Origin of the sequence: Bradyrhizobium sp. I1.14.4 (assembly GCF_050435825.1) — a bacterium.
In the GTDB taxonomy this organism is placed as follows: domain Bacteria; phylum Pseudomonadota; class Alphaproteobacteria; order Rhizobiales; family Xanthobacteraceae; genus Bradyrhizobium.
The window spans coordinates 298,547-322,348 of the sequence record NZ_JBNDLA010000007.1; the positions used below are offsets into that span (position 1 = coordinate 298,547).

Sequence of the window (23,802 nt, forward strand, 5' to 3'; positions counted from 1 at the left end):
GCGAGGGTCGAACCAAATCAGCGAGGAACCGCCGATCCCCGCCATTAAGTATCTGATTTGTCACACCCTGGGAGCGCATCCTGTGACGATCCACCGCCGCTTTCATCTTTCAACGCGACCCCCGTGATTTGGCGTGCCAGGCCCTCACGCACAAGCCAGGAGATCCTGAACGCGGCTTCGGCATAACTCAGCCCGGCGCGGTGGATGTTGGAGATGCAGTTGCGCTCGGCATCGGTGAGGCCTATCCGCGGTGCGAAGGTGAGATAGGCGCCAAGGCTGTCCGGCGCGGACAGGCCGGGCCGCTCGCCGATCAGCATCACCAGCATGCGCGCGCCGAGGATGGCGCCGATCTCGTCACCGAGTGCGACGCGCGCACCCGATGCGATGATCACACCTCCGGCCTCGATCTTGTCGGCCGCGAGCCGCGGCAAGAAATGCCGGATCAACTCGACGGCGTGCACATTGACCGCGGTCGGGGACAGGCCGTCACCGATCACGACGGCGCAGGGGCACGCCGTGATGCCGCTCCCCTCCAGCGACCGCCGCGACGCGGAATCCAGCATGCGCCCGAGATCGGGCCGGCGCAGATAGTCGCGCCGGCTGCGCGCCTGGCTCGACACCTCGCGCGGCGCGAGGCCGAGGCCGGCAAGACCGGCCGCAATCCGGCTGACATCGAAGGCCGCGTGAACGGCGTCGCGGGCGCGGGCGTGGTCGAGCGTGAAGGAGAGCAGCGCATTGGTCGGCAGGCTGGCCCCGGACCGGCCGAGACCGACGCGCGCCGGCGTGAGGTCACGCAGATCGGCAAGCGAATGGGACGATGGTGCCGGCGGTGTCGTCATGCTGCTACTCGGCGGGAACTGAAGCCTCGCGCAACCGGATCGAGTAGTTCGAGGCGTTCTGCCGGCCGCTGGAGGCTGCACGGGCAAACGTGATCAAATGATGCGCAACCAGCGTCGCCGAGATCAGCCCCTCGATGTCGCCGCGCTTGAGCCGGCCCAGCGCAAACTTCCAGAACACGCGCTTGTAGTCGCCGAGCACGCCGACCTTCCAGAAGATGTTGCGCAGCATGATCAGGCCGCGCCGGATGTTGCGCCAGCTCTTCATTTCCGGGCTGACCGGCACCTTGATGCGGTTGGTGTAGGTATAGTTGCATTGATGCAGGTAGCGCTCGAACAGCTTCTCGGGCTGGTAGGCGAGCTCCATGCATTTGCGCCAGGAGCTGACCACGTCCTCATAGGGCAGCAGGAACTCGACGTTGGAATCGCGGCCGTCGTCATCGACCAGCCGCCCCGCCTTTTCGAGCCGATCCCACAACGGCGTCTTCGGCAGCGCCTGCAGCAGGTTGATGGTGAGAAGCGGAATCTGGGACTCCTCGACAAAGGAGATCAGTGCGTCACCGGTCTGGGGCTTGTCGGTATCGAGCCCCATGATGATGCCGGAGACGACCTCCATGCCGAAGGAGTTGATGGTGCGCACGCCGTCCAGGATCGGAACCATCATGTTCTGATCCTTGTGCATGGCTTTCAGTGCGTCGGGATCGGGCGTCTCGATGCCGACGAAGATCGTCACGAAGAAGGCCTCGCGCATCTTCTCCAGGATCTCGGGACGCTTGGCGATGTTGAGCGTCGCCTCGCAGGCGAGGCGCGTGACATAACCGGTCCGCTTCTGCCACTCGATCAGATGCGGCAGCAGCTCGCTCGCAGCCTTGCGGTTGCCGATGAAATTGTCGTCGACGAAATAGACGGTGTCGGTCGCGCCGCATGCGCGCAGCTTGTCGAGTTCGGCGATGATCTGCTGCGGCGACTTCAGGCGCGGATTGCGGCCATAGAGCCCGGGGATATCGCAGAACTCGCACTGATAGGGACAGCCCGAGGAGAACTGGATGCTGCCGAGAAAGTACTTCTTGGTTTCGGCGAGCTCATAGGCCGGCAGCGGGAAATCCGTCATCGGCAGACGGTCGATGGTTTTCAGCACCACCTGCTCGTCGGGACGGCTGGTGTCCTCGGCGAGACGCCTGATCAGCTCATTGGTCGCATCGCCGAGCTCGCCGACATGAAGGTAGTCGAATGAGGGATAGTAATCCGGGCAGGCACTGACCGACGGCCCGCCGATCGCGACCGTCAGGTCATGGTCATGCGCGCGGTGACAGATGTCGTTCATCTGCTGGCGCTGGATGTGCATGCCGCTGACGAACACGGCATCCGCCCACTCGAAATCCTCCGCCGTCGCCGGGCGCAGGTTCTCGTCGACGAAACGGACCGGCCAGTTCTCGGGAAGATATGCGGCGATCAGCAGCAGGCCCTGCGGCGGCATGAACGCCTTCACGCCGTCGGTCAGGGGATAGGCGTGCTCGAAGGTCCCAAAGGACGACGTATAGCGCGGAAAGACGCAGAGGATACGCCGTACAGTCTTTATGCCCTCAGCTCTCATCAAACGACCCCGAAGCACCCGCAAATCTAACCATAGCGTGGAACGCTGGGCCAGAAATTCTTCAACATTGTGGCACTACCTAACGTCACAACGGCGAGATAGTTGCTCTGCAGAATTTTGCCATCCCGTCAGGTCAGCAGCCTGGCAGCGAGGTCGGGCAGCCGCCCCGCGTCGGCAACGAGGCGAAAGTCCTGCCCGGCAAGGCCGACGCGCGCCAGCCAGTCGTCGAATTCGGGCGCCCGCTTCAGGCCGAACAGGTCGCGGACGTAGAGCGCATCGTGAAACGATGTCGACTGATAGTTCAGCATCACGTCATCCGCGCCCGGCACGCCCATGATGAAGTTCACGCCGGCGGCCGCAAGCAGCGTCAGGAGATTGTCCATGTCGTCCTGATCGGCCTCGGCGTGGTTGGTGTAGCAGACATCGATCCCGAGCGGCAGGCCGAGCAGCTTGCCGCAGAAATGATCCTCGAGCCCGGCGCGGATGATTTCCTTGCCGTCATAGAGGTATTCAGGACCGATGAAGCCGACCACGCTGTTGACGAGCAGCGGATCGAACGCGCGCGCCACCGCATAGGCCCGCGCCTCGCAGGTCTGCTGGTCGACCTGGTGATGGGCGTTGGCCGACAGCGCCGAGCCCTGCCCGGTCTCGAAATACATCACATTGTCACCGACCGTGCCGCGACGCAGCGACAACCCCGCCTCGCGCGCCTCCCGCAACAGCGAGAGGTCGACGCCGAAGCTGCGGTTGGCCGCCTCGGTGCCGGCGATCGACTGGAACACGAGATCGACCGGCAGCCCCTGCCCGATCAGTCCGAGCGTCGTCGTGACGTGGGTGAGCACGCAACCCTGCGTCGGAATCTCCAGACGCGTGATGATGTCGTCCAGCAGCCGCAGCAGGGTGCCGATGACTTTCGGATCGTCGCTCGCCGGATTGATGCCGATGCAGGCATCGCCCGAGCCCAGCAGCAGCCCGTCGAGGATCGAGGCGGTGATGCCCTTGGGGTCGTCGAACGGATGGTTGGGCTGCAGTCGCGTGCTCATTCGCCCGCGCAAACCGACGGTGTTGCGGAAGCGGGTCGTCGCCACGCATTTCTTCGCGACCAGGATCAGATCCTGGTTGCGCATCAGCTTCGATACCGCCGCCACCATCTCCGGCGTGATGCCGCGCGAGATCTTCTTGACCGCGTCCCCGGTGGCGGCATCCGACAGCAGCCAGTCGCGGAAGCCGCCGACGGTGAACGACGACACCGGCAGGAAGCCCGCAACGTCATGGCTGTCGAGGATCAGGCGGGTGACTTCGTCATCCTCATAGGGGATCACCGGCTCGTCGAGGAATTGCTTGAGCGGAACGTTGGCCAGCGCCAGCCGTGCGGCGATCATCTCCTCCGCGGTGTCGGCCGCGATGCCGGCCAGGCGATCGCCGGAACGCGGCGGCGAGGCCTTGGCAAGCAGGGCGCGCAGATCGGCGAATGCGTAGTTGGTGGCGTCGATGGTGTGACGATAGAGCATGGGAGTTCGCGTCGAAGGCTGGGGCAGCGCAACCTAGCACCTCTTTGCGAAAGTCGTGCCATCAGCTTCGCCCGGTGCGCCGGGGATGTTGACGAATGGTGACGATGGCGGCTCGTCATTCGACACCGCGGCAAGGAGGCGGGAAACCCGGCAGCTCGAAGCGCCTCATAAGGCATTGGGATTATTTAGAGATTTTAACGGTTGCGGCTGTGCAAAACGCTCGCGTTAAGAAATTGTCCATGAAGATTTTGCATAAGCTTTAATCGGCCGAAGGTACTCCCCGGCCTCTTGGAGTGCCCGCAATGCCTGCCCCCGTCACATCCCCCATTCCCATGTCCCGGCCCCCGATGGCATCCCGATTCTCGCTTGTTGCCAGGCTGTACTCGACGTTTGCGCTGATTGCGGCGCTGACCGCGGCCATCACTTTCCTGTCCGACTACAACGCGCGGCGCAATGCCGAGCTGACCGAGGCCGTCGACCTCGCAAGCCGTGCCGCGCTCAATGTCGAGCGGGTCAATTCGCTGGTCTATGCGGTGGTGATGGAATCCCGCGGCATCTACATGTCGACCGAACCGGCGGCGGTGAAGAAATACGGCGCCGGGCTGCTGGCGTTCAACGAACGCATCCTTGGCGTGGTCAAGAACTGGGAAACCCTGGTGCAGGCCGACGACGCCGCCCAGTTCGCGGTGTTCAAGAAGCGCATCGAGCAGTTCATCGAGTTTCGGAAAGAGCTGGTACGCCGCGGCATCGAGATCGGCGCCGCAGCCGGGCGCGAGTGGGGCGACAACGACGCCAACCGCGACGTCCGCACCGCGCTGAACAAGGATCTCGAGGCGCTCTCCAAGGTCTATGCCGAGCGTAGCAAGAGGCTGGCGCAGCAGACCGACACCAACCGCGCCATGGCGCTGGTGCTGACCGGGCTCGGTGCGGCCGCCCTGATCGTGGTGGTGCTCGGCGTGCTGATCATCGCCCGCTCGGTGGCCCGGCCACTGTCGCAGATCACCACGACCATCAAGCACGTCGCCGAGGGCGCCGACCATGTCGAAGTGCCGCATGTCGGTCGCAGCGACGAGATCGGCGCACTGGCACGCGCCATCAAGGTGTTCCAGGAGGCGATGGACCGCAATCGCAGCCTGAACGCCCAAGTCGTGCAGGATTCCGAGGCCCGCGTCGCGCGCGGCCGCCATATTGAGAGCTTCGTCGACGCATTCCGCGGCACCATCGGTGAGGTGCTCCGCGCGGTGCACGACAACGCCGCGACGATGCGGCAAACCGCGCAGACCATCGCGACCGTCGCCGCTGACGCCAGCGGCCGGGCGGTTGCGGCAGCCGGCGCGACCGAACAGGCTTCGAGCAACGTGTCCGCTGTGGCGGGCGCAGCCGAAGAACTCTCCGCCTCGGTCGAGGAGATCGGCCGCCAGGTCAAGCAGTCGTCCGGCGCGGTCGATCAGGCAGGTGCGCGCACCGACCGGTCGATCACCGAGATCGAGAGCCTTGCCGCCACCACCCAGCGCATCGACGGCGTGCTGAACCTGATCCAGGCGATCGCCGAGCAGACCAATTTGCTCGCCCTCAATGCCACCATCGAAGCCGCCCGCGCCGGCGATGCCGGCCGTGGCTTCGCCGTCGTCGCGCACGAGGTCAAGGCGCTGGCCGGGCAAACCGCAAAGGCAACCGCCGAGATCGGCGAGAATGTCGGCCTGATCCAGGCTTCGACCCGCAACTCGGTGGCCGCCGTGCGCGAGATCGGCCAGGCCGTGCGCGAGATCAGCAACGTCACGGCAAATATCGCAAGCGCGATCGGCCAGCAGGACGCGGCCACACGCGAAATCTCCGCCAATGCGCAGATGGCCGCCCAGGGCAACGAAACCCTGGTGACAAATGTCGGCTCGCTCCGCGACGACATGGACCAGACCAGCAAAGCGGCGGAATCGGTGCTCGCGGCATCGAACGATCTGACCGCAACCGCCGAGACGCTGTCGCGCGAGGTCGAGCAGTTCTTCCACAACCTGCGCAGCGACGGCGCCGACGGCCTGCGGCGGACCGGGACGTAGCAATAACGTGGCTGCTGGGGCTGATTCAAAACTTTCAAATGGCATGTTGGGTGTCGTCACCCGCGCATGCGGGTGATCCAGTATTCCAGAGACGCCGGAGCTCGAGCTAAGAAGGCCGCGGCGTACTGGATGCCCCGCCTGCGCGGGGCATGACAACGGGGAGAGTATGAGTTCGCATTCTCGCGGCGCGTTTCGCCCGAGCTTTGCTTTTCGTTTCGCCCTCTCTTGAAGAGGGCGCAGGGAAAGCCGGGTGCCGATCGCACCCATGGGCCCCGAGCAAAAGGTAGAAAGCTCGGGGGTAGGACCACAGGTGTAACCGGAGCAATCCGGCTTTCCCTGCGCGATGGGCTACGGCTTACTTCGTGCTCTCCCCGGCGAGACTGGGCTTGCTTGTCACCGTCTTCACAACGCGCATCGCGCAATGCGAAAAGACACCTACCACTAGGGCGTCAGGACCACACGACTTCGCCGTCCGCTTCATGCGCACTCGTCAGTTGCGCAATCCGCGTCCACCGCATCTCGACCCACGTTCGTGACGACCGCGATCCGCCCCTCGATCGGGTGAGACGGGCAAACCATACACTGAGTTGCGTTTCGGATAAAGCGAAATATTTTTGCTACAGGGGCTTGCGCCGTCGGGCAAATCAGTGATTGGCCTTTAAACACCGGCACACGCGGTGGGTTTCGCCTGGCCGTGACACCCGGCCAGAAGGCGATAGCGAACAGGCTCTTGCGGAGGCGATCCGCGCGTTCGATGGCCGGTGTGCCGGGCCGCATCTTCAGGCCATGAATAATTAAGTGCTACCTTGACCGCGTCTTTCATTTTGCTCGAGCCTAACCCGGGGAGACCAGATGGACTCCATTGATAACGAAATGCCATGGAACAGTGCGCCGGATGCCATGGCGTGCAATTTTGCGCTCGGCCACCTCGTAGGAGAACTGGCACGCCGTTTGACCGCCGACGGCCGAATTCATGCCGAAAGCTACATTTCAGCAGTCGGCGCAATCGCAGGGTACGCCGCGCAGCGTACGCTGTTTGCCGAGAGTCCGCCCGTCGTGGGCGTCAATATCAATCGTGCGACCGTGGCTTCCGGCGAACACTACTGGTTCGGTGACAGCCTGAATTACATGTTGGTGCCAAGAACCATGGCCGAGGGAAATCGATGTGTCTGGTCACTGGCGGCCAGCGCGGCGGTGATTGCCGGCCTCCCGCACCAACAAGTGCCAAAGCTCGACCTGATGTTCAAACGCATTACGGCGACAATTGGCGGGGCCGACGAGGGCAAATCTTCAGTCCCCGCGCGACATCAAGCCCATCTGCCCATGAAAGACCTGCTGAAGGTGGTCTGGCCGATGGCCATGATATGCTTTTCGGGGAAACTTCCGGGTGTCAGCCGCGAGTTCGGCGCAGCGCCCATCGCCTGGTGGTCGGCCATTGCCGCGCAGGCTTCGAGCCGGCCCATTCTCAACGTGAAGGATGTGCTGCCGCCCGACATTGCGCTGACACTGCTGATGGAGTCCGCGATCTATTGCAGCAAACTCGACCAATCGGAAATTGAGAGGACGTAGTGCACGGGTGTGCTGAGCCCGTCGCGAAAACATCAATGCTCACTCACGGAATGGAAATGATGGGCATCGCTTCGAGCAATTCTTCCGCAACCTGCGCAGCGACGCCCCCGACGGCCTGCAGCGAACGGGAACCTGAGCGGATCGGGCGACGCGCGCCCGGGACCTGGCGATCGGTCCGGCCGATCCGGATGGTTAAGGCTCTCCCAACGAACGTGCGCAAATCGCACGCGCTTCAGGTCGCCTTTCTCAATTTGATGCCCCTATAGAAAGTGACAGAGCGCGGGGGCGCGGGGAAGTGGAAGCAAGCAATGAACGGGCTGTTGCCAAAGCCGAAGGCGGTGCCGACCAAACGGCTGCTCGCGCTGGGGATCGGCCTCGTCTTGTGCTTTTCGGCGATCTGCGCGTCCGTTCTGTGGGAGATGGCCGGCAAGGATTATCAGCATGCGAAGGAAGCCGCGACCAACCTCGCCGCCTCAATCGCCAGCGAGATCGACCGCAACATCGAGCTCTATGACCTGTCGCTGCAAGCGGTCGCCGACGGCGTCAAGCTACCGGAGTTCGGGAAGATCAGCCCTGAGCTTCGCCAGGTCGTGCTGTTCGACCGCGCCGCAACCGCCAAGGATCTCGGCTCGATCCTCGTTCTGAACGCGACGGGAGACGTCACGCTCGATTCCCGGACATTGACGCCGCGGACCGCAAACTTCGCCGATCGGGACTTCTTCCGGGTGCATCAGTCGCGCGCGGACAACGGACTGTTCATCAGTACGCCGTGGATTACTCCGGACGGCGAATATCTGATCAGCCTGAGCCGCCGCATCAGCAACGACGACGGATCCTTTGCCGGCGTGGTCGCGGGCAGCATGCGGCTCAGCTATTTCCACAATCTGTTTCGCAAGTTGAACTTCGGCTTCGGCGACAGCATGGCGTTGTTCAACACCGACGGTGTCATGCTGATGCGAGCACCGTTCGACATCAGCAAGATCGGGCAAAGCATCAGGGACTCCCTGGTCTTCAGGCAGTTCCCGGCACGGCAGTCCGGCTTCTACACGACGAAATCGATCGTCGATCATGTCAGCCGGCTCTATGTCTTTCAGCAGGTCGGACACCATCCCCTGCTCATCGCCGAGGGTCTCGCGCTCAGCGGCATCTATGCCGACTGGTGGCAACAGCTTTGGCTGATCGGCAGTGTGGTGGCCGCGCTCTGCGCGTTCTCGATCGTCCTGATGTTCTACCTGCTGGCCGCTCTCAAACGGCGGGCCGCCGCGGAAGGCCAGCTCGCGCACCTCGCGAGCACGGACGCGCTGACAGGCCTCGCAAACCGCCGCCGCCTCGACGATATCCTTGACGTGGAATGGCGTCGGGGCATGCGCGCAAAGGCGCCGGTGTCACTTCTGATGATCGACGTCGATCATTTCAAGACCTTCAACGACACGCACGGACATCAGGCCGGCGACGACGTGCTCGCTACCGTGGGGCGGTGCATCGCAGCGAGCACCAAGCGCGCAACCGATCTCGGCGCCCGCTATGGCGGCGAAGAATTTTCGGTATTGCTGCCTGGCATCGGCAAGGCGGGCGCATTGGAAGTCGCCGAACAGATTCGCGCGAAGTTGACGGCTGCGCGCGAATCCGAGCACGAGCTGCCGACCGTCAGCATCGGGTTGTCCTGCCTCGTCCCGGACCACGAGCGCACGTCGCGTGATCTGCTCAAGGCCGCGGACCTTGCGCTCTATCAAGCCAAGCGTGAAGGCCGCGACCGCGTCGTCGTCAGCCCGATCGGATGGGATAAATCGGGCAAGCGGCACGTCGCCTGATCGAGGTCCGTTGGCGCGGTCGAAACGCGCGCCCACTCGTTCACTCCACCGGCAGCACGTCGACCGCGACGCTAAGTTTCTGCTTACGCGCGCCGACGATGACGCCGTCGACCGGCGAGACGTCGGCGAAGTCGCGGCCGATGGCGAGAATGATGTGGTCGCCCCCGACCATGAGATCATTGGTCGGATCGAACCCGACCCAGCCGAGTTCGCTGCCGCACCAGACCGACACCCAGGCATGGGTTGCGTCCGCGCCCTGCAGCCGCGGCTGGCCCGGCGGCGGGATGGTGCGCAAGTAACCACTGACATAGGCCGCAGGCAGGCCGAGCCCGCGCAGGCCCGCGATCATAACATGGGCAAAGTCCTGGCAGACACCATGGCGCTTCTCGAACACGTCGCGGAGCGGCGTCGAGATCACAGTCGCCTTGGGATCGTATTTGAAGTCGTTGCGGATGCGGCGCATCAGGTCGGCCGCGCCGGCAAGGATGCCGCCGCCGGGCGAAAAGCTCGCGGACGCGTAAGCCGTCACCGGCCGCAGCACCGGCACCAGCGCGCTGGCAAAGACATAGCCGACCGGCGAGGCCGCATCGAGGCTCAACGCCTCGAACGCGTGATCGCGCACGCTCTCCCAGGACGGGCTCACCGCGTCACGCAGCGGCGGCTGCCGCACGACCGATACCCGCGAGCGGGAGTCGATGCGCAGGCTGCGATGCGCCGTCTCGATCAGCACGCTTTCGGTCAGCGTGCCGAAGAAGTCGCGCCGCGCGGTGCGCTCGGCGTGCTTGGGACGGATCTCGACCGAATGCGAGATCAACTGCTGTCCGTCGCCGCTGAGCGGCTCCAGCCGCAGCGAGCAACGCGCGAAGCTGACCTGAGTCTCGTAGCTGTAGGTCGTGACGTGACGGATGTCGTAGATCACGCCAGCCCCGTGAGCTTCTCCGGCCGGCTGGCATTCGGTCCGTGCGGGAAATAATGCAGCCCGACCGCGTCGGCGAGGTTGAGCAGATCCTGCTCCAGCGCAAACAACGTCTTGACGTCGAGGCTGGCGGCTTCGGCCGTCGTCAACATGGCCTCGACCGCGACTGCGAGCCGCTGCGGCCGCTCGATCAGGCCGTGCTCCTTCAGGCTCGGCAGCGCGGCGATATGCTCGTTCAGCGCCGCGACCTGGAATGCGACCGAGCGCGGATTATAGGGGTCGAGCACCGCCAGATCGCGCACCGGTGTGAGCAGCGGCTGCACCAGATAGCGCGAGCGATAGGTGATCTGGCAGTCGACCAGCGTCAGCAGGACGTCGAGGTCTTCATCACCGGCTTCGTCGTAGGCGAACTGGCGAGCAAAGCGCGTGGTGTTGATGGCGCGCTCGGCGCGGCGGCCCATCTCGAGGAAGCGCCAGCCGGCAGCGCGGTTCATGTTCTCCTGCGCGAGGCCCGCGAAACTCGCAAGCTCCTGCAAGGTCAGCTCGGCGGCGCTGACGACTCCGTCGTCGTCATGAACCTCGATCGCGAGACGATCGGCCATCTCGGTGATGACCTGCCAGGCGTCCGGCGACAGCCGCTCGCGGAGCGAGGTTGCCGTGCGCTGCGCCGATCGCACCAGCGACAGCGCCGAGCCGAACTTCTCGTCGCTCTGCAGCGCTTCGAGTGCAACCTTGGCTGGATTGGCGCGCGCTGTCTGCGAGGCCGCTCCCCAGACGACCAGCATGCGCTGGGTGCGCTCGGCCGAATGCATCGCCGGCGTGGAGCCGGTCGAATTCGCCCGCGCAGGATCGCGCAGCGGCGTGCACAGCGCGCGGATCAGCCGGATGGTGGCCTCGGCGCGCTCGAGATAGCGGCCGAGCCAGAACAGGTTGTCGGCCGCGCGGCTTGGCAGCACGCCGGCGATGCGGCGGATGCGGACGGTGTCGACCGCCGGCAGCAACGTCGAGGTCGCAACCGCCTTGTCGGAGACCACCCAGACATCGGCCGACACCGCGCCATCGCCCATCGATACCGCGCGCGCATCCGCCCGATCGGCAATCCGGCAGAAGCCGCCGGGCAGCACGGTCCAACCATCCGGTGTCGCCGCCGCGAACACCCGCAGCACGAACGGACGCGGCGCAATGCGGCCATTCTCCCACACCGGCGTGGTCGACAGCCGCACCAGCTCCTGTCCGACATAATCGATGCCGCGATGGCTAATGGCATCCTTAAGGCGGTCGCGGTCCGTTGCCGACAATTCGCCCGGGAGCACCGGCCCGCTGTCGGGAAAATCCGCGACGCCGCGGCCATAGGCGCCCTCGATCGCGAATTCGTCGAACCGCGACAGCACCTCCTCGCGGGCGGATTTCTGGCCGCACCACCAGGTCGCGATGTGCGGCATCATCAGGTCTTCGCTGAGCAGGCGCCGGCACAGATTGGGCAGGAAGCCGAGCAGCGCCCTCGCCTCCATCACGCCCGAGCCCGGCATGTTGGCGACCACGACGCCGCCCTTGCGCAGGACCTCGACGAGCCCGGGCACGCCGAGATAGGAGGACGCATCGAGCTCGAGCGGATCGAGCATGTTGGAATCGACCCGGCGCAGCAACACGTCGAGCCGCTTCAAGCCGGCGACGGTGCGGATGTGGACGCGGTCGCCGGAGACCGCGAGATCGTCGCCCTCGACCAGCAGGAAACCGAGATAGCGCGCGAGCGTTGCGTGCTCGAAATAGGTTTCGCTGAACGCGCCCGGCGTGAGCAGGCCGATCCGCGGCTCGTCGCGGTCGGCGCTGGCGCGAAGTGAATCGCGGAACGCTTCGAAGAACGGCGCAACGCGCTCGACATTCATCGACTTGTAGAGATTGGAAAAGGCGCGCGACAGCACCAGGCGGTTTTCCAGCGCATAGCCCGCGCCCGACGGCGCTTGCGTGCGATCGCCGAGCACCCACCAGCGGCCGTCGGGTCCGCGGCCGATGTCGGCGCCATAGAGATGCAGGTAGCGGCCGCCCGGCGGCTTGATGCCGCTGACCGCGCGCAGATATTCGCTGCTGCCGGCGATCGCCGCAGCGGGGATCGCTCCCTCGGCGACGAGACGGCCTTCGCCGTAGAGATCGGCCAGCACCATTTCCAGAAGCTGCGCGCGCTGCGCGACGCCGGCGGCGAGCTGCTGCCAATCGGCCGCGTCGATGATCAGCGGCAGATGGCTGAGCGGCCAGATCCGGTCGGAGGTGTCGCCGGGCGCGCGATAGGTAACCCCGGCTTCGCGCAGATGGCGATCGGCCGAGGCGAAGCGGCGCTCGATGTCGGCCGGCGACAGCGCGGCAAAAGCGTCGAAGAAGCGGGCCCAGGCCGGCCGCGGCGCGCCGTTCTCGGCAATATACTCGTCGGGAATGCCGGGAAGCCGGACATAATCGCGGGTCCATTGCGCCATCCGGCGCTGACCGGGACGGGCCCTGCTCTCTTGACTACTGCCTTGGCCACCCGACACGGTCATTGCACTTCCCCCGAACGCAATTAGTGCAGGAGCGGCGTCCGCAAGTCGAGGGTCAACGGAAACTCAATTGTGCGTTCCTCCGGCGGCGCTTCGATCCTGCCGGGGGTGTGGCCGTGCTCCTGGAAACGCGCCAGCCGCCGCGCCTCGGCCTCGTAGGAATTGACCGGCTTGGTCTCGTAGTTGCGGCCGCCGGGATGGGCGACGTGATAGACGCAGCCGCCGAGCGAACGGCCGTTCCAGGTATCGATCAGATCAAACGTCAGCGGCGCGTGCACGGGAATGGTCGGATGCAGGCCGGAAGCCGGCTGCCAGGCCTTGAAGCGCACGCCGGCGACTGCCTCGCCGGCGCGGCCGGTCTCGGTCATCGGCATCCGCCTGCCATTGCAGGTGACGACGTGGCGGCCCTCGACGAATCCGGTCGCCCTCACCTGCAGCCGCTCGACCGACGAATCGACGTAGCGCACGGTGCCGCCCGCCGTGCCCTCCTCGCCCAGCACGTGCCAGGGCTCGAGCGCCTGCCGCAGTTCGAGGCCGACGCCACCGTGATGGATGCGGCCGAAGGCGGGGAAACGAAATTCAAGCTGCGCCTGATACCACTCGGGCTCGACGTCGTAGCCGGATTGCTTGAGCTCGGCGAGCACGCCCATGAAATCCTGCCAGAGGAAATGCGGCAGCATGAATCGGTCATGCAACGCGGTACCCCAGCGCACAAACCGGCCCTGCTGCGGCTCGCGCCACAGCTTTGCGATCAGCGCGCGGATCAGCAGCTGCTGGGCCAGCGACATGCGCGGGTCGGGCGGCATTTCGAGCGCGCGGAATTCAACGAGGCCGAGCCGGCCGGTCGGACCATCGGGCGAATAGAGCTTGTCGATGCAGATTTCGGCGCGATGGGTGTTGCCGGTGATATCGACCAGGATGTGCCGGAACAGGCGGTCGACCAGCCACAGCGGCGCGTCCATGCCCGCAGGCGGCACGTGCGACAGCGCGATCTCCAGCTCATAGAGCCCGTCATGCCGCGCCTCGTCGATGCGCGGCGCCTGGCTGGTCGGGCCGATGAACATGCCGGAAAACAGATAGGACAGCGACGGATGCCGCTGCCAGTACAGCACGAGACTCTTCAACAGATCGGGCCGGCGCAGGAACGGCGAATCCTCCGGCGTCGAACCGCCGACCACGATGTGGTTGCCACCGCCGGTGCCGGTGTGGCGGCCGTCGATCAGGAAACGGTTGGCACCGAGCCGCGTCTTCGCGGAGTCCTCATAGAGGCCGAGCGTGATGTCGACGGCCTCGCGCCAGCTTTGCGCCGGTTGTACGTTGATCTCGATCACGCCGGGGTCGGGCGTCACCTTGATCACCTCGATGCGCGGATCGAACGGCGGCGCGTAGCCTTCGACGTTCACCTGCAGCTGCAGTTCCTCGCCAGTCGCCTCGATCGCGGCGATCAGCTCGAGATAATCCTCGACCTTCTCGACCGGCGGCATGAAGGCGCACAGCACGCCGTCGCGCACCTCTATCGACATCGCGGTGCGCACCGGCACCGGCTCTTCAATGTCCATGAGCGCCTGCTTCAACTCCGGATCGATCTCCCCCAGTACATCGCGTGGTGCCATCGGATCCTGCTCGATGACATAGGGAAAATCCTCGGGCGGGACGTGTTCGAGCGAGCCGATCGGAAGCCGCAAGCCCAGCGGGGAATCGCCCGGAAAGAGGAACAGGTGGCTGCGCCGGATTTTCCAGCGCTCGCTGCGCCAGCGCGCCGGGACGCGATCGCCAAGCGGCGTCCAGCGCTGGATCGGCAGTACATAGCCCTTCGGCGTCGTCAGTCCCTCATCGAACACCCGCGCGATCCGTCCGCGCTCTTCCGCATCCGCCAGCCTGGAATTCGCAGGACTGACATTGGCCGGCAACGCCGCCTCGCGTTGCAGCCAGAACGTGGTGTCTTCGTAAGCAGGCGTGACGTAGTCCGCCTTCAGACCGAGCCGCGCAGCGATCCCGATCGCGAAGTGCTCCGCATCCGCGATCTCGGCTTTACGCGGATTTTCGATTGAAGCGATCAGGTCGGCGTTCTTCCAGATCGGCTTGCCGTCCTTGCGCCAGTAGAGGCCGAACGCCCAGCGCGGCAGGGTTTCGCCGGGATACCATTTGCCCTGGCCGTAGTGCAGCAGACCGCCGGGCGCGAACCGCGTGCGCAGCTTGCGGATCAGATCGTCGGCCAACGCGCGCTTGGTCGGACCGACCGCAGCGACATTCCACTCCGGCGATTCCAGATCGTCGACCGAAACGAAGGTCGGCTCGCCGCCCATCGTCAGCCGCACGTCGTCCGCCTTCAGGTCGGCATCGACCTGCTCGCCGAGCCGGTCGAGCCGCGCCCAGGATTCATCCGAGAATGGCCTGGTGATCCGCGGCGCCTCGCGGATGCGCTTGACGCTCATCTCGAAGCCGAACTCGACATTGGCGAAGCCCGCCGTGCCCGTCACCGGCGCGGCCGAGCGGTAGTGCGGCGTGGCGCAGACCGGAATGTGGCCCTCGCCCGTCAGCATGCCGGAGGTGACGTCGAAACCGATCCAGCCCGCGCCCGGCAGATAGACCTCGGCCCAGGCGTGCAGGTCGGTGAAGTCGCTCTCGACCTCGCGCGGCCCCTCGAGCGGATCGATATCGGGCCGCAGCTGAATGAGATACCCGGAGACGAAACGCGCGGCGAGCCCGAGATGGCGCAGCGTCTGAATCAGCAGCCAGGCCGAGTCACGGCAAGAGCCGGAGCCCGCGGCCAGCGTCTCCTCCGGCGTCTGGATGCCGGCCTCCATGCGGATCACGTAGCCGATCTTCTTCTGCAGCTGCGCGTTCAGCTCGACCAGGAAATTGACGGTGCTGTCGGCCTTGCGCGGAATGTCCTTCAGGTAAGCCGCGAGCAATGGCCCGGGCTCATCGGTCTCAAGGTAAGGCGCGAGCTCGGTCTTGAGATCGCCGGGATATTCGAACGGAAAGCTGCTGGCATAGGGCTCGACGAAGAAGTCGAACGGATTGACCACGGTCATCTGCGCGGTGAAGTCGACCTCGACCTTGAGCTCGGTCGCCTTCTCCGGAAACACGTAGCGCGCCAGCCAGTTGCCCTGCGGGTCCTGCTGCCAGTTCACGAAGTGGTTGGCGGGCGTCACCTTGAGCGAATAGCTCAAGATCGGCGTGCGGGTATGCGGCGCGGGCCGGAGCCGAATGGTCTGGGGCCCGAGATCGATCGGCCGGTCGTATTTGTAGTGCGTGACGTGATGCAGTGCGACGAAGATCGACACGGACCGAGGACTCCAGCAGCTTTTTTGAGCAGAACACTGGTTCCGGTGTGGATCAAGCACTAACAACGGGCAGCGGTTGCCTACGCGAGGAGCGGTCAGGGCCTTCCTCGCCGAGGACATGGGCTACCAACGACGCGCCGTCGCTCAATCCGGTCGTTCCTCGACTTGAGTCCCGCATGCAGCACAGAATTTCGCGCGTGGCGTTCGCAATAGCTTGCCGCACGAGGAACACGGCGGTCCGAACAAGCTCAGCCGGTGGTGCCAAATCGCGTTAGCATTCGTTTCTCGGAAGCCCGTAATTTCGAAATAGCGTCGTAAGGCGCCCTCTCCATAGACCCACTTCTTCGCCTCATGGAGGCCAATTCCACGAGTCTGACGGATGCTCTGCATTTCCTCGATGCCAGCTTGGAGATCAGGCAAAACTTGCTCCCATTCCGACTCGTCGAGCATGGGCACGTCGATTTTGCAGCGCCAACAGTAGGTCGTTTTCGCCACGGATTCCGCCCTCCTTGGCGTCGCGTCGTTGCGAGAAGCGCTAGGGACGAAACTATCGCAAGTGATAGCCCGTCGTGTGGGCCCCGCCACCGAAACCTACATCGTCGCCCCCAGGACCCATGGCGCGAACTCGGCGCCGCCGAAATCAAAGCTCTCGCTCTTGGTCGGCTGGCCCGACGCGGTCTTGAGGATGAGGTCAAAGATGCGCTGGCCGCATTCCTGCACGCTCTCCTCGCCGTCGAGGATGGTGCCGCAATTGACGTCCATGTCGTCTTCCATCCGCTTGTACATCGGCGTGTTGGTGGCGAGCTTGATCGACGGCGCGGGCTTGCAGCCGAACACGCTGCCGCGCCCGGTGGTGAAGCAGACGAGGTTGGCACCGCCGGCAACCTGCCCTGTGGCGGCAACCGGGTCGTAGCCGGGCGTGTCCATGAACACAAAACCCTTCTTGGTGACGGGCTCGGCGTAATGCAGAACGTCGACGAGATTGGTGCTGCCGGCCTTTGCCATTGCGCCCAGCGACTTCTCCAGGATGGTGGTGAGGCCGCCGGCCTTGTTGCCGGGGCTCGGATTGGCGTTCATCTCGGCGCCTTCGCGCTGGGTATATTCCTCCCACCAGCGCATCAGGCCGACCAGCTTCTCGCCGACCTCGCGGCTGACGGCGCGGCGCGTCAACAGATGCTCGGCGCCGTAGGTCTCGGGCGTCTCCGAGAGGATCACCGTGCCGCCGTGACGCACCAGCAGATCACTCGCGGCGCCGAGCGCCGGATTGGCCGACACGCCTGAGTAACCATCGGAGCCGCCGCATTGCAGCGCCACGGTCAACTCGCTCGCCGGCACCGCCTCGCGCTTGACCTTGTTGGCGTCGGCAAGCGCCTCCTTCACGAAGGCAACGCCGGCTTCCACGGTCTTGCGCGTGCCGCCGACCTCCTGAATGTCCATCGCGCGCAGGCGGCCGGCAAGCTTCTGTTCCTGCATCAGGCCGCCGATCTGATTCACCTCGCAGCCGAGGCCGAGCACGATGACGTTGGAGAAATTGACGTGCCGCGCGTAGCCGCCGAGCGTGCGGCGAAGCAGCGCTAAGGGCTCGTCCTGGGTCATGCCGCAGCCGGTCTTGTGGGTCAGCGCGACGACGCCGTCGACGTTGGGGAAGTCGGCGAGCGGGTTGTCGCCGGTGAACGGGTTCTTCTTGAACATGTCGGCGACGATGCCGGCGACGTGAGCGCTGCAATTCACCGAGGTGAGAATGCCGATATAGTTGCGGGTCGCGACACGGCCGTCAGCGCGGCGGATGCCCTCGAAGGTCGCCGGCAGATCGAAGTTCGGCACCGCCTTGACGTCGACGCCATAGGCGTAGTCCTTGGCGAAATCGCCCATGCCGCAATTCTGGGTGTGCACATGCTGGCCGGGCGTAATCGGCTGGGTCGCAAAGCCGATGATCTGGCCGTAGCGCCGGATCGGCTCTCCCTCTGCGATCGGCTTGATGGCAACCTTGTGGCCCGCGGGAATCCGATCGACCGTGGTGACGCCCTCGGTCACCTCCAACCCCGGCGGCAGGCTCGCGCGCGCGATCAGGACGCTGTCGTCGGCGTGCAGGCGGATCACTTGTGCCGAGGCCATGGGGGTTCTCCTTTGGAGTTCTTCACCTCTCCCCGCCCTTTTGCGGGGAGAGGTCGGATCGCGTCAGCGATCCGGGTGAGGGGCGAGGCACAATATCAATCACAACGACAGTGCCCGCCGGATAGAAGCCCCTCACCCCAACCCTCTCCCCGCAAGAGCGGGGCGAGGGAGCAGAGCTAACATTGCGGACCGAGCTTACGCCTTGCCGCCGGACTTCTCGCGGGTCTGATTGACCTGCATCTTGGCATAGACCTGCATCAGGCCGACTTCGTTCGACAGCGTCACGAGCTTGAAGCCCATGTTGATCGCGCGCACCGCGCCTTCGGCGCCGGAGCAGTGGATGCCTGGGTTGAGGCCGCGCTTGCCGCACTCCTTGATGATCTTCTCGTAGATCTTGAGGATCTCCGGCTCATCGCGATCGAGCTTCGGCACCAGGCCGTAGGAGAAGCCGAGATCGGACGGGCCGATATAGACGCCGTCGATGCCTTCGACATCGAGGATGGCTTCCATGTTCTCGACCGCGGTCTTGGTCTCCATCATCGGCAGCAGCACGATCTCGTCGTTGGCGGTCTGCTGATAGGTGCCGGCCGAACCATACATGCCGGCGCGGATCGGGCCGTTGGACCGCACGCCCTTCGGCGGATACTTGGCGTAGGAGACGAGGTTCTTGGCTTCCTGCGGCGTGTTGACCATCGGGCAGATCACGCCGTAAGCACCGCCATCCAGCACCTTGCCGATGATGCCGGGCTCATTCCAGGGCACGCGGACCATCGGGGTGACCGGATGGGCATGCATCGACTGGAAGCATTGCACCATCGAGAGATAGTCCTGCACGCCGTGCTGCATGTCGACGGTGACGCTGTCGAAGCCGCATTGCGCGATCACTTCGGCCGAGAACCCGGAGGGGATCGCGAGCCACGCGTTCACCACCGCCTTGCCTGATGCCCAGACTTGCTTGACCTTGTTTGCCATTGATCGCGTTTCCCTTTGCGGTTTATTGGGGGACGAGCCTCAGCTGGTCGCCCGCTGGATAGAAACTTCGCTGACGCCGACTTCGCGCGCGGTATTCACTATCGCCGCCCAGGTGTCGTCAGGCAAGGGGATGCCATTCCTGGTGCGCTCAGTGCGGGTTTTCCGCTCCGGATCGCCTGGAACCAGCACGGAATCCGTGCCCGCGACCGGCCTGGTGGCGCGGATGAAATCGGTGTAGCGGGTGATTTCGCCGTCGAAGAAATTGCTGGTGTCGATCACCTTGGGATCGATGTAGAACGCCATCATGCCGTTGGCGAAGCGCCGGTCCGACGATGTCGCGCCGGTGCCGGTCAGTGCGCCGCCGAGCAACTCGCAGATGAATGCGAGACCCGAGCCCTTGTGATCGCCGAAGGCGCGGATCGCGCCAGTTCCCTTGGTATGATCACGCGGCCCGTCCGGCGTGTACGGGCCATACAGCACGTGCGGATCCTCGCTCAGCGTGCCGTCGGCATCGACGAGCGCGCCTGATGGCAGCTTCTTGCCACCGCGGCTCGCCACCAGGCACTTGCCCTCGGCGACAACGGAAGTGGCAAAATCGAGCACGATCGGGTCCTGACCCTGACGCGGAATGCCGACGCAGTACGGCGCCGTCGACAGCCGCTTCTCGACGCCGCCATAAGGCGCGACCAGCAGCGAGCCCGCCGCGGTCACGAAATGAATCGAGACGAGGCCTTCGGCGGCGGCCATCTCGGCCCAGTCGCCGACGCGACCGAGATGGCCGGAGTTGCGCAGCGCGACCGCGGCGAGCCCGGCCTTCTTGCACTTCTCGATGCCGAGCCTTACTGCAATCGGCGTAACGGTCTGGCCATAGCCGAACCTGCCGTCGACCACCGCGAGCGACGGCGTGTCGACCACGACCTCAGGGGTCTGGTTCGGCACGATCGAGCCCATCTTCTTCCACCTGACATAGACCGGCACGCGGATCACGCCGTGGCTGTCATGCCCGGTGAGGTTCGCGGTCGTCAGGTAGGTCGCGATGCGCTTCGCCTCTTCCGGAGAGGACTCCGAATGGGAAAACACTTCGGACACGAAGCTGATGAGATTATCGACCTTGATGGTGACCATGAAAAACTAGCTCGCTCGAGAAGGCACGGAACGTTGTCAGGCGTGGGATTTGGCGTGGCCGCCGAGATAGGCCGCGGCGATGGCTTCGTTGCCCCACAATTCGTCGGGCTTGCCGCCCAGCACGATCCGCCCGGTTTCGAGGACGAAGCCGTGATCGGCGACCGAAAGTCCCATGCGCGCATTTTGCTCGACGAGCAAGACCGTGGTGTCCCTCCTGATCTGCGAAATGATGCGGAACACCGCCTGCACGATCACAGGCGCCAGCCCGAGCGACGGCTCGTCGAGCAGCAGCAGCCGCGGCTTGGCCATCAGGCCGCGCGCGACCGCGACCATTTGCAGCTGACCGCCGGACAGCGTCCAGCCGAGTGCATTGGAGAAGGCGCGGATGTCGGGGAACAGGTCGAACATCGCATCGGCCTCGCGCGAGATCTGCGACGCCGACACCTTCCGGTTCGACGCGCCGAGCATGATGTTCTCTTTCACGGTGAGGCCCGGAAACACGCGGCGGCCTTCCGGCACGTGTGAGATGCCGAGCCTGACGATCGCTTCCGGCCCGAGGCCGGCGATCGAGTCCCCGTCGAACAGGATATCGCCGGAAACGGGCTTGGCGAGGCCGCTTATCGCGCGCAGCGTGGTCGATTTGCCGGCGCCATTGGCGCCGAGCAGCGTGACCACCTGCCCTTGTTCCACGGCGATGGTGACGCCGCGCAGCGCCTCGATCTCACCGTAGCGGACCACGAGATTGCGGATTTCGAGCAGCGGCATCATTCGCTCCCGAGATAGGCGGAGACGACGTCGGGATGACGCAGCACCGCCATGGACTCGCCGTCCGCGATGCGGCGTCCGAAGTTCAGCACGGTGATGTGCTGGGCGGCTTCCGAGACCAGCGTCATGTCGTGATCGATGATCAGGATGGTGAGGCCTTGCGCCGCGATGCGCTTGAGCAGCTCGTGCAGCTCCAGCTTCTCGGTCGAGTTGAGGCCGGCGGCCGGTTCGTCGAGCAGCAGCAACGTCGGGTTCGATGCCAGCGCCCGCGCGATCTCGATCAGGCGCTGGTGGCCGTAGGAGAAGCTCGAGATCAGCTCGTTGGCGCGGTTGCCGAGGCCGACGAAGGTTAGCGCCTCCATCGCGCGCTCGGTCAGCGCATCCTCGCCCTTCCCGATCATGGTGTTGCCGGGACGCTCGGCGCCGATCTCGACATTCTCCAGCGCCGTCATCGAGCGGAACAGGCGGATGTTCTGGAAGGTGCGGCCGAGACCTGCAGCAGTGCGGTGATGCGGCGCCATGTTGGTGATGTCGGTGCCGTCGAGCACGATCTTGCCTGATGTTGCCTTGTAGAGGCCGGATAGCACGTTCAGCGTCGTGGTCTTGCCGGAGCCGTTGGGACCGATCAGCGCATGCACGCCGCCGCGCTTCACCGCGATGTCGACGCCATCGACCGCCTTGAGGCCGCCGAAATGCTTCGAAAGCCCGGTTACTTCGAGCACGATGTCGCCGCCGGTCGTCGCGGGCTTGAGCTGGAGCGCTCCGGCAACAGGCGGCGCCTTGGTATGCGCGCGCAGGCGCGTGAACGCGTCCGACACGAAGCCCCAGATTCCGTCCGGCATGAAGCGGATGATCAGGATCACCGACAGGCCGTAGATGGCGAGGTAGAGACCCGGCACGCTCTTCAGGAAGCGCAGCCATTCCGGGATCAGGATCAGGAGACCCGTGCCGATCGCCGAGCCGATCGGCGAGGCCACGCCGCCGAGCAGCGACATGGTCAAGAACACGATCGATTCCGCAAACGAGAACTGGTCCGGGCTGACATAGGCGAAGCCGCCGGCGAACAGGCCTCCGGCCAGTCCGCCGAGCAACGCGCAGAGCCCGAAGGCGTAGATCTTGGTGCGGAACACATCGATGCCGTTGACGCCGGCCGCGAGCTCGTTGTCGCGCACCGCGCGCATGGCGCGGCCAATCTTGGTGTCAGGCAAATGCCAGACCAGATAGCCGACGATCGCGAGCATCGCGACGCAGAAGGCGAGATAGCCCTGCGAGGTCTGGAACAGCTCGGGCCGGCGAATGTTGGCGACACCGTCAGGTCCGTGGGTCAGCCCGATGGCGTTGATCATCACCAGCGTCACGATCTGCTGGAACGAGATCGTCACCATGGCAAGGTAGTGGCCGCCGAGCCGCAACGTCGACATGCCGAGGAACGCGCCGGCGACGAGCGCGAATGCGCAACCGCCGACCAGACAGAGCCAGAAGTTCAAATGCAGGTCGGCGGTGCCGAGGCCAACCGCGTAGGCGCCGAAGCCGAAGAAGGCCGCCTGCGCCAGGTTGATCTGGCCGCACAGGCCGAGCACGACCGAAAGCCCGAACACCGCGATCGAGAAGGTCGTGGCCTGGAGCAGGATGTTGAGGATGTAACCGTCGAACCGCATGCCGGCGGCGAGCGCCACCAGCACCGCGGCGCCGAGGAAATACGGCAGATGACGGATGATCAGCGGTTTCGAGCGCACGGCCGGCGCCGGAATCGTGTTGTCGCTTGCGCTCATGCTTTCTCCGCGACACGTTCGCCGAAGATGCCCTGCGGCCGGAACACCAGGAAGGCGATCAGCACCAGGAAGGCAAAGCCGTCCTTGTACGGCACCGAGATGTAGGCGGCGCCGAACGTTTCGATCACGCCGAGCGCCAGGCCGCCGACGATGGCGCCGGCGACGTCGCCGAAGCCGCCGATGATGGTCGCGGCAAACGCCTTCAGCGCAATGGTCGAGCCCATCTGAATCGAGACGAACAGCACGGGCGCCACCAGGATGCCGGCGAGACCGCCGAGCACGGCCGAATAGATGAAGGTGATCATGATCATGGTGGATACGGAAATGCCGAGCAGCGAGGCCATTTCCTTGTCCTGCGAGGTCGCCTGCAGCTTCTTGCCGAGCAGCGTCTTCTCGAAGAACCAGAAATTGAACAGCACCAGCAGGATCGTGACGCCGATGATCAGCAGATACTGGCTGTCGAGATAGACCGGGCCGAGCTGGATGCCGGGCGTATCGAACCAGCCTTGCAGCACCTGCGGCTGCGGACCGTAGATCGCGAGCACCGAGTTCGACAGCAGGATCGAGGCGCCGATGGTGGCGATGATCACAGGCAGATAGCTGCGGTGGCGCAGCGGATAGTAGACGCCGAGATTGAAGATGACGCCGAACAGCGCCATGCCGGCGAGCGCGAGCAGGAACGACAGCCAGTAGGGCCAGCCGAGATCGACCGAGAACACCACCATCAGATAGGCGGCGACCATCGAGAACTCGCCTTGCGCGAAGTTCACCACATTGGTGGCGCGGAAGATCAGCACGAAACCGAGCGCGACCAGCGCGTAGACCGCACCGATGCCGATGCCGGTGAACAGAAGTTGTAGGACCAGATCCATGACAGGCGCTCGATCAGAACAGTGTACGCAGGAGACCGGCCTCGACGGGTTCGGCGGCGAGGCCGGTCCGCG

The 23,802-nt window shown here is 64.9% G+C and carries 15 protein-coding genes; 3 read left to right on the top strand and 12 right to left on the bottom strand.

What is annotated here, in order from left to right:
- Positions 1 to 44: 44 nt before the first annotated feature.
- The 3 genes from eutC to ABIB78_RS17500 all read right to left on the bottom strand — a co-directional run bounded on the left by eutC (position 45) and on the right by ABIB78_RS17500 (position 3,941).
- Positions 45 to 839 (bottom strand): ethanolamine ammonia-lyase subunit EutC, encoded by a 795-nt coding sequence (gene eutC / locus ABIB78_RS17490; RefSeq protein ID WP_429026695.1) that lies wholly within the window; start codon positions 837 to 839, stop codon positions 45 to 47.
- A 4-nt stretch (positions 840 to 843) separates the two neighbouring features.
- Positions 844 to 2,430 (bottom strand): B12-binding domain-containing radical SAM protein, encoded by a 1,587-nt coding sequence (locus ABIB78_RS17495; protein ID WP_429026697.1) that lies wholly within the window; start codon positions 2,428 to 2,430, stop codon positions 844 to 846.
- Positions 2,431 to 2,558: 128 nt separating this feature from the next.
- Positions 2,559 to 3,941: an ethanolamine ammonia-lyase subunit EutB gene (locus tag ABIB78_RS17500; RefSeq protein ID WP_429026698.1), complete on the bottom strand. Its 1,383-nt coding sequence runs from the start codon at positions 3,939 to 3,941 to the stop codon at positions 2,559 to 2,561.
- 347 nt (positions 3,942 to 4,288) lie between these two features.
- Between ABIB78_RS17500 and ABIB78_RS17505 the strand changes: the two genes are divergently transcribed.
- From ABIB78_RS17505 to ABIB78_RS17515, 3 genes are all read left to right on the top strand, one after another.
- A complete protein-coding gene (locus ABIB78_RS17505; protein WP_429026700.1) occupies positions 4,289 to 5,995 on the top strand; it encodes a methyl-accepting chemotaxis protein in 1,707 nt (568 codons plus the stop codon).
- A gap of 852 nt (positions 5,996 to 6,847) precedes the next feature.
- Positions 6,848 to 7,564: a hypothetical protein gene (locus tag ABIB78_RS17510; RefSeq protein ID WP_429026702.1), complete on the top strand. Its 717-nt coding sequence runs from the start codon at positions 6,848 to 6,850 to the stop codon at positions 7,562 to 7,564.
- 308 nt (positions 7,565 to 7,872) lie between these two features.
- Complete coding sequence (locus ABIB78_RS17515) at positions 7,873 to 9,375, top strand: sensor domain-containing diguanylate cyclase (RefSeq protein WP_429026704.1); 1,503 nt, start codon at positions 7,873 to 7,875, stop codon at positions 9,373 to 9,375.
- 40 nt (positions 9,376 to 9,415) lie between these two features.
- Here ABIB78_RS17515 and ABIB78_RS17520 read toward each other — a convergent pair whose 3' ends face one another.
- The 9 genes from ABIB78_RS17520 to ABIB78_RS17560 form a co-directional block, all read right to left on the bottom strand.
- A complete protein-coding gene (locus tag ABIB78_RS17520; RefSeq protein WP_429026706.1) occupies positions 9,416 to 10,294 on the bottom strand; it encodes a transglutaminase family protein in 879 nt (292 codons plus the stop codon).
- On the bottom strand, positions 10,291 to 12,822 hold the full coding sequence (locus tag ABIB78_RS17525) for a circularly permuted type 2 ATP-grasp protein (RefSeq protein WP_429026707.1): 2,532 nt from the start codon (positions 12,820 to 12,822) through the stop codon (positions 10,291 to 10,293). Before ABIB78_RS17525 ends, ABIB78_RS17520 begins: the two co-directional genes overlap by 4 nt.
- A gap of 20 nt (positions 12,823 to 12,842) precedes the next feature.
- Complete coding sequence (locus ABIB78_RS17530) at positions 12,843 to 16,109, bottom strand: DUF2126 domain-containing protein (protein ID WP_429026709.1); 3,267 nt, start codon at positions 16,107 to 16,109, stop codon at positions 12,843 to 12,845.
- Positions 16,110 to 16,700: 591 nt separating this feature from the next.
- On the bottom strand, positions 16,701 to 18,224 hold the full coding sequence (locus ABIB78_RS17535) for a UxaA family hydrolase (RefSeq protein ID WP_429026711.1): 1,524 nt from the start codon (positions 18,222 to 18,224) through the stop codon (positions 16,701 to 16,703).
- Positions 18,225 to 18,419: 195 nt separating this feature from the next.
- Entirely contained in the window at positions 18,420 to 19,196 is a 777-nt protein-coding gene (locus ABIB78_RS17540) for an HpcH/HpaI aldolase family protein (protein WP_353703721.1), read from the bottom strand.
- A gap of 39 nt (positions 19,197 to 19,235) precedes the next feature.
- A complete protein-coding gene (locus tag ABIB78_RS17545; RefSeq protein WP_429026714.1) occupies positions 19,236 to 20,321 on the bottom strand; it encodes a malate/lactate/ureidoglycolate dehydrogenase in 1,086 nt (361 codons plus the stop codon).
- A gap of 36 nt (positions 20,322 to 20,357) precedes the next feature.
- Complete coding sequence (locus ABIB78_RS17550) at positions 20,358 to 21,086, bottom strand: ABC transporter ATP-binding protein (RefSeq protein WP_429026717.1); 729 nt, start codon at positions 21,084 to 21,086, stop codon at positions 20,358 to 20,360.
- Positions 21,086 to 22,858 (bottom strand): ABC transporter permease subunit, encoded by a 1,773-nt coding sequence (locus ABIB78_RS17555; RefSeq protein WP_429026718.1) that lies wholly within the window; start codon positions 22,856 to 22,858, stop codon positions 21,086 to 21,088. Before ABIB78_RS17555 ends, ABIB78_RS17550 begins: the two co-directional genes overlap by 1 nt.
- On the bottom strand, positions 22,855 to 23,730 hold the full coding sequence (locus ABIB78_RS17560; RefSeq protein ID WP_429026720.1) for a branched-chain amino acid ABC transporter permease: 876 nt from the start codon (positions 23,728 to 23,730) through the stop codon (positions 22,855 to 22,857). Before ABIB78_RS17560 ends, ABIB78_RS17555 begins: the two co-directional genes overlap by 4 nt.
- Positions 23,731 to 23,802: the final 72 nt, after the last annotated feature.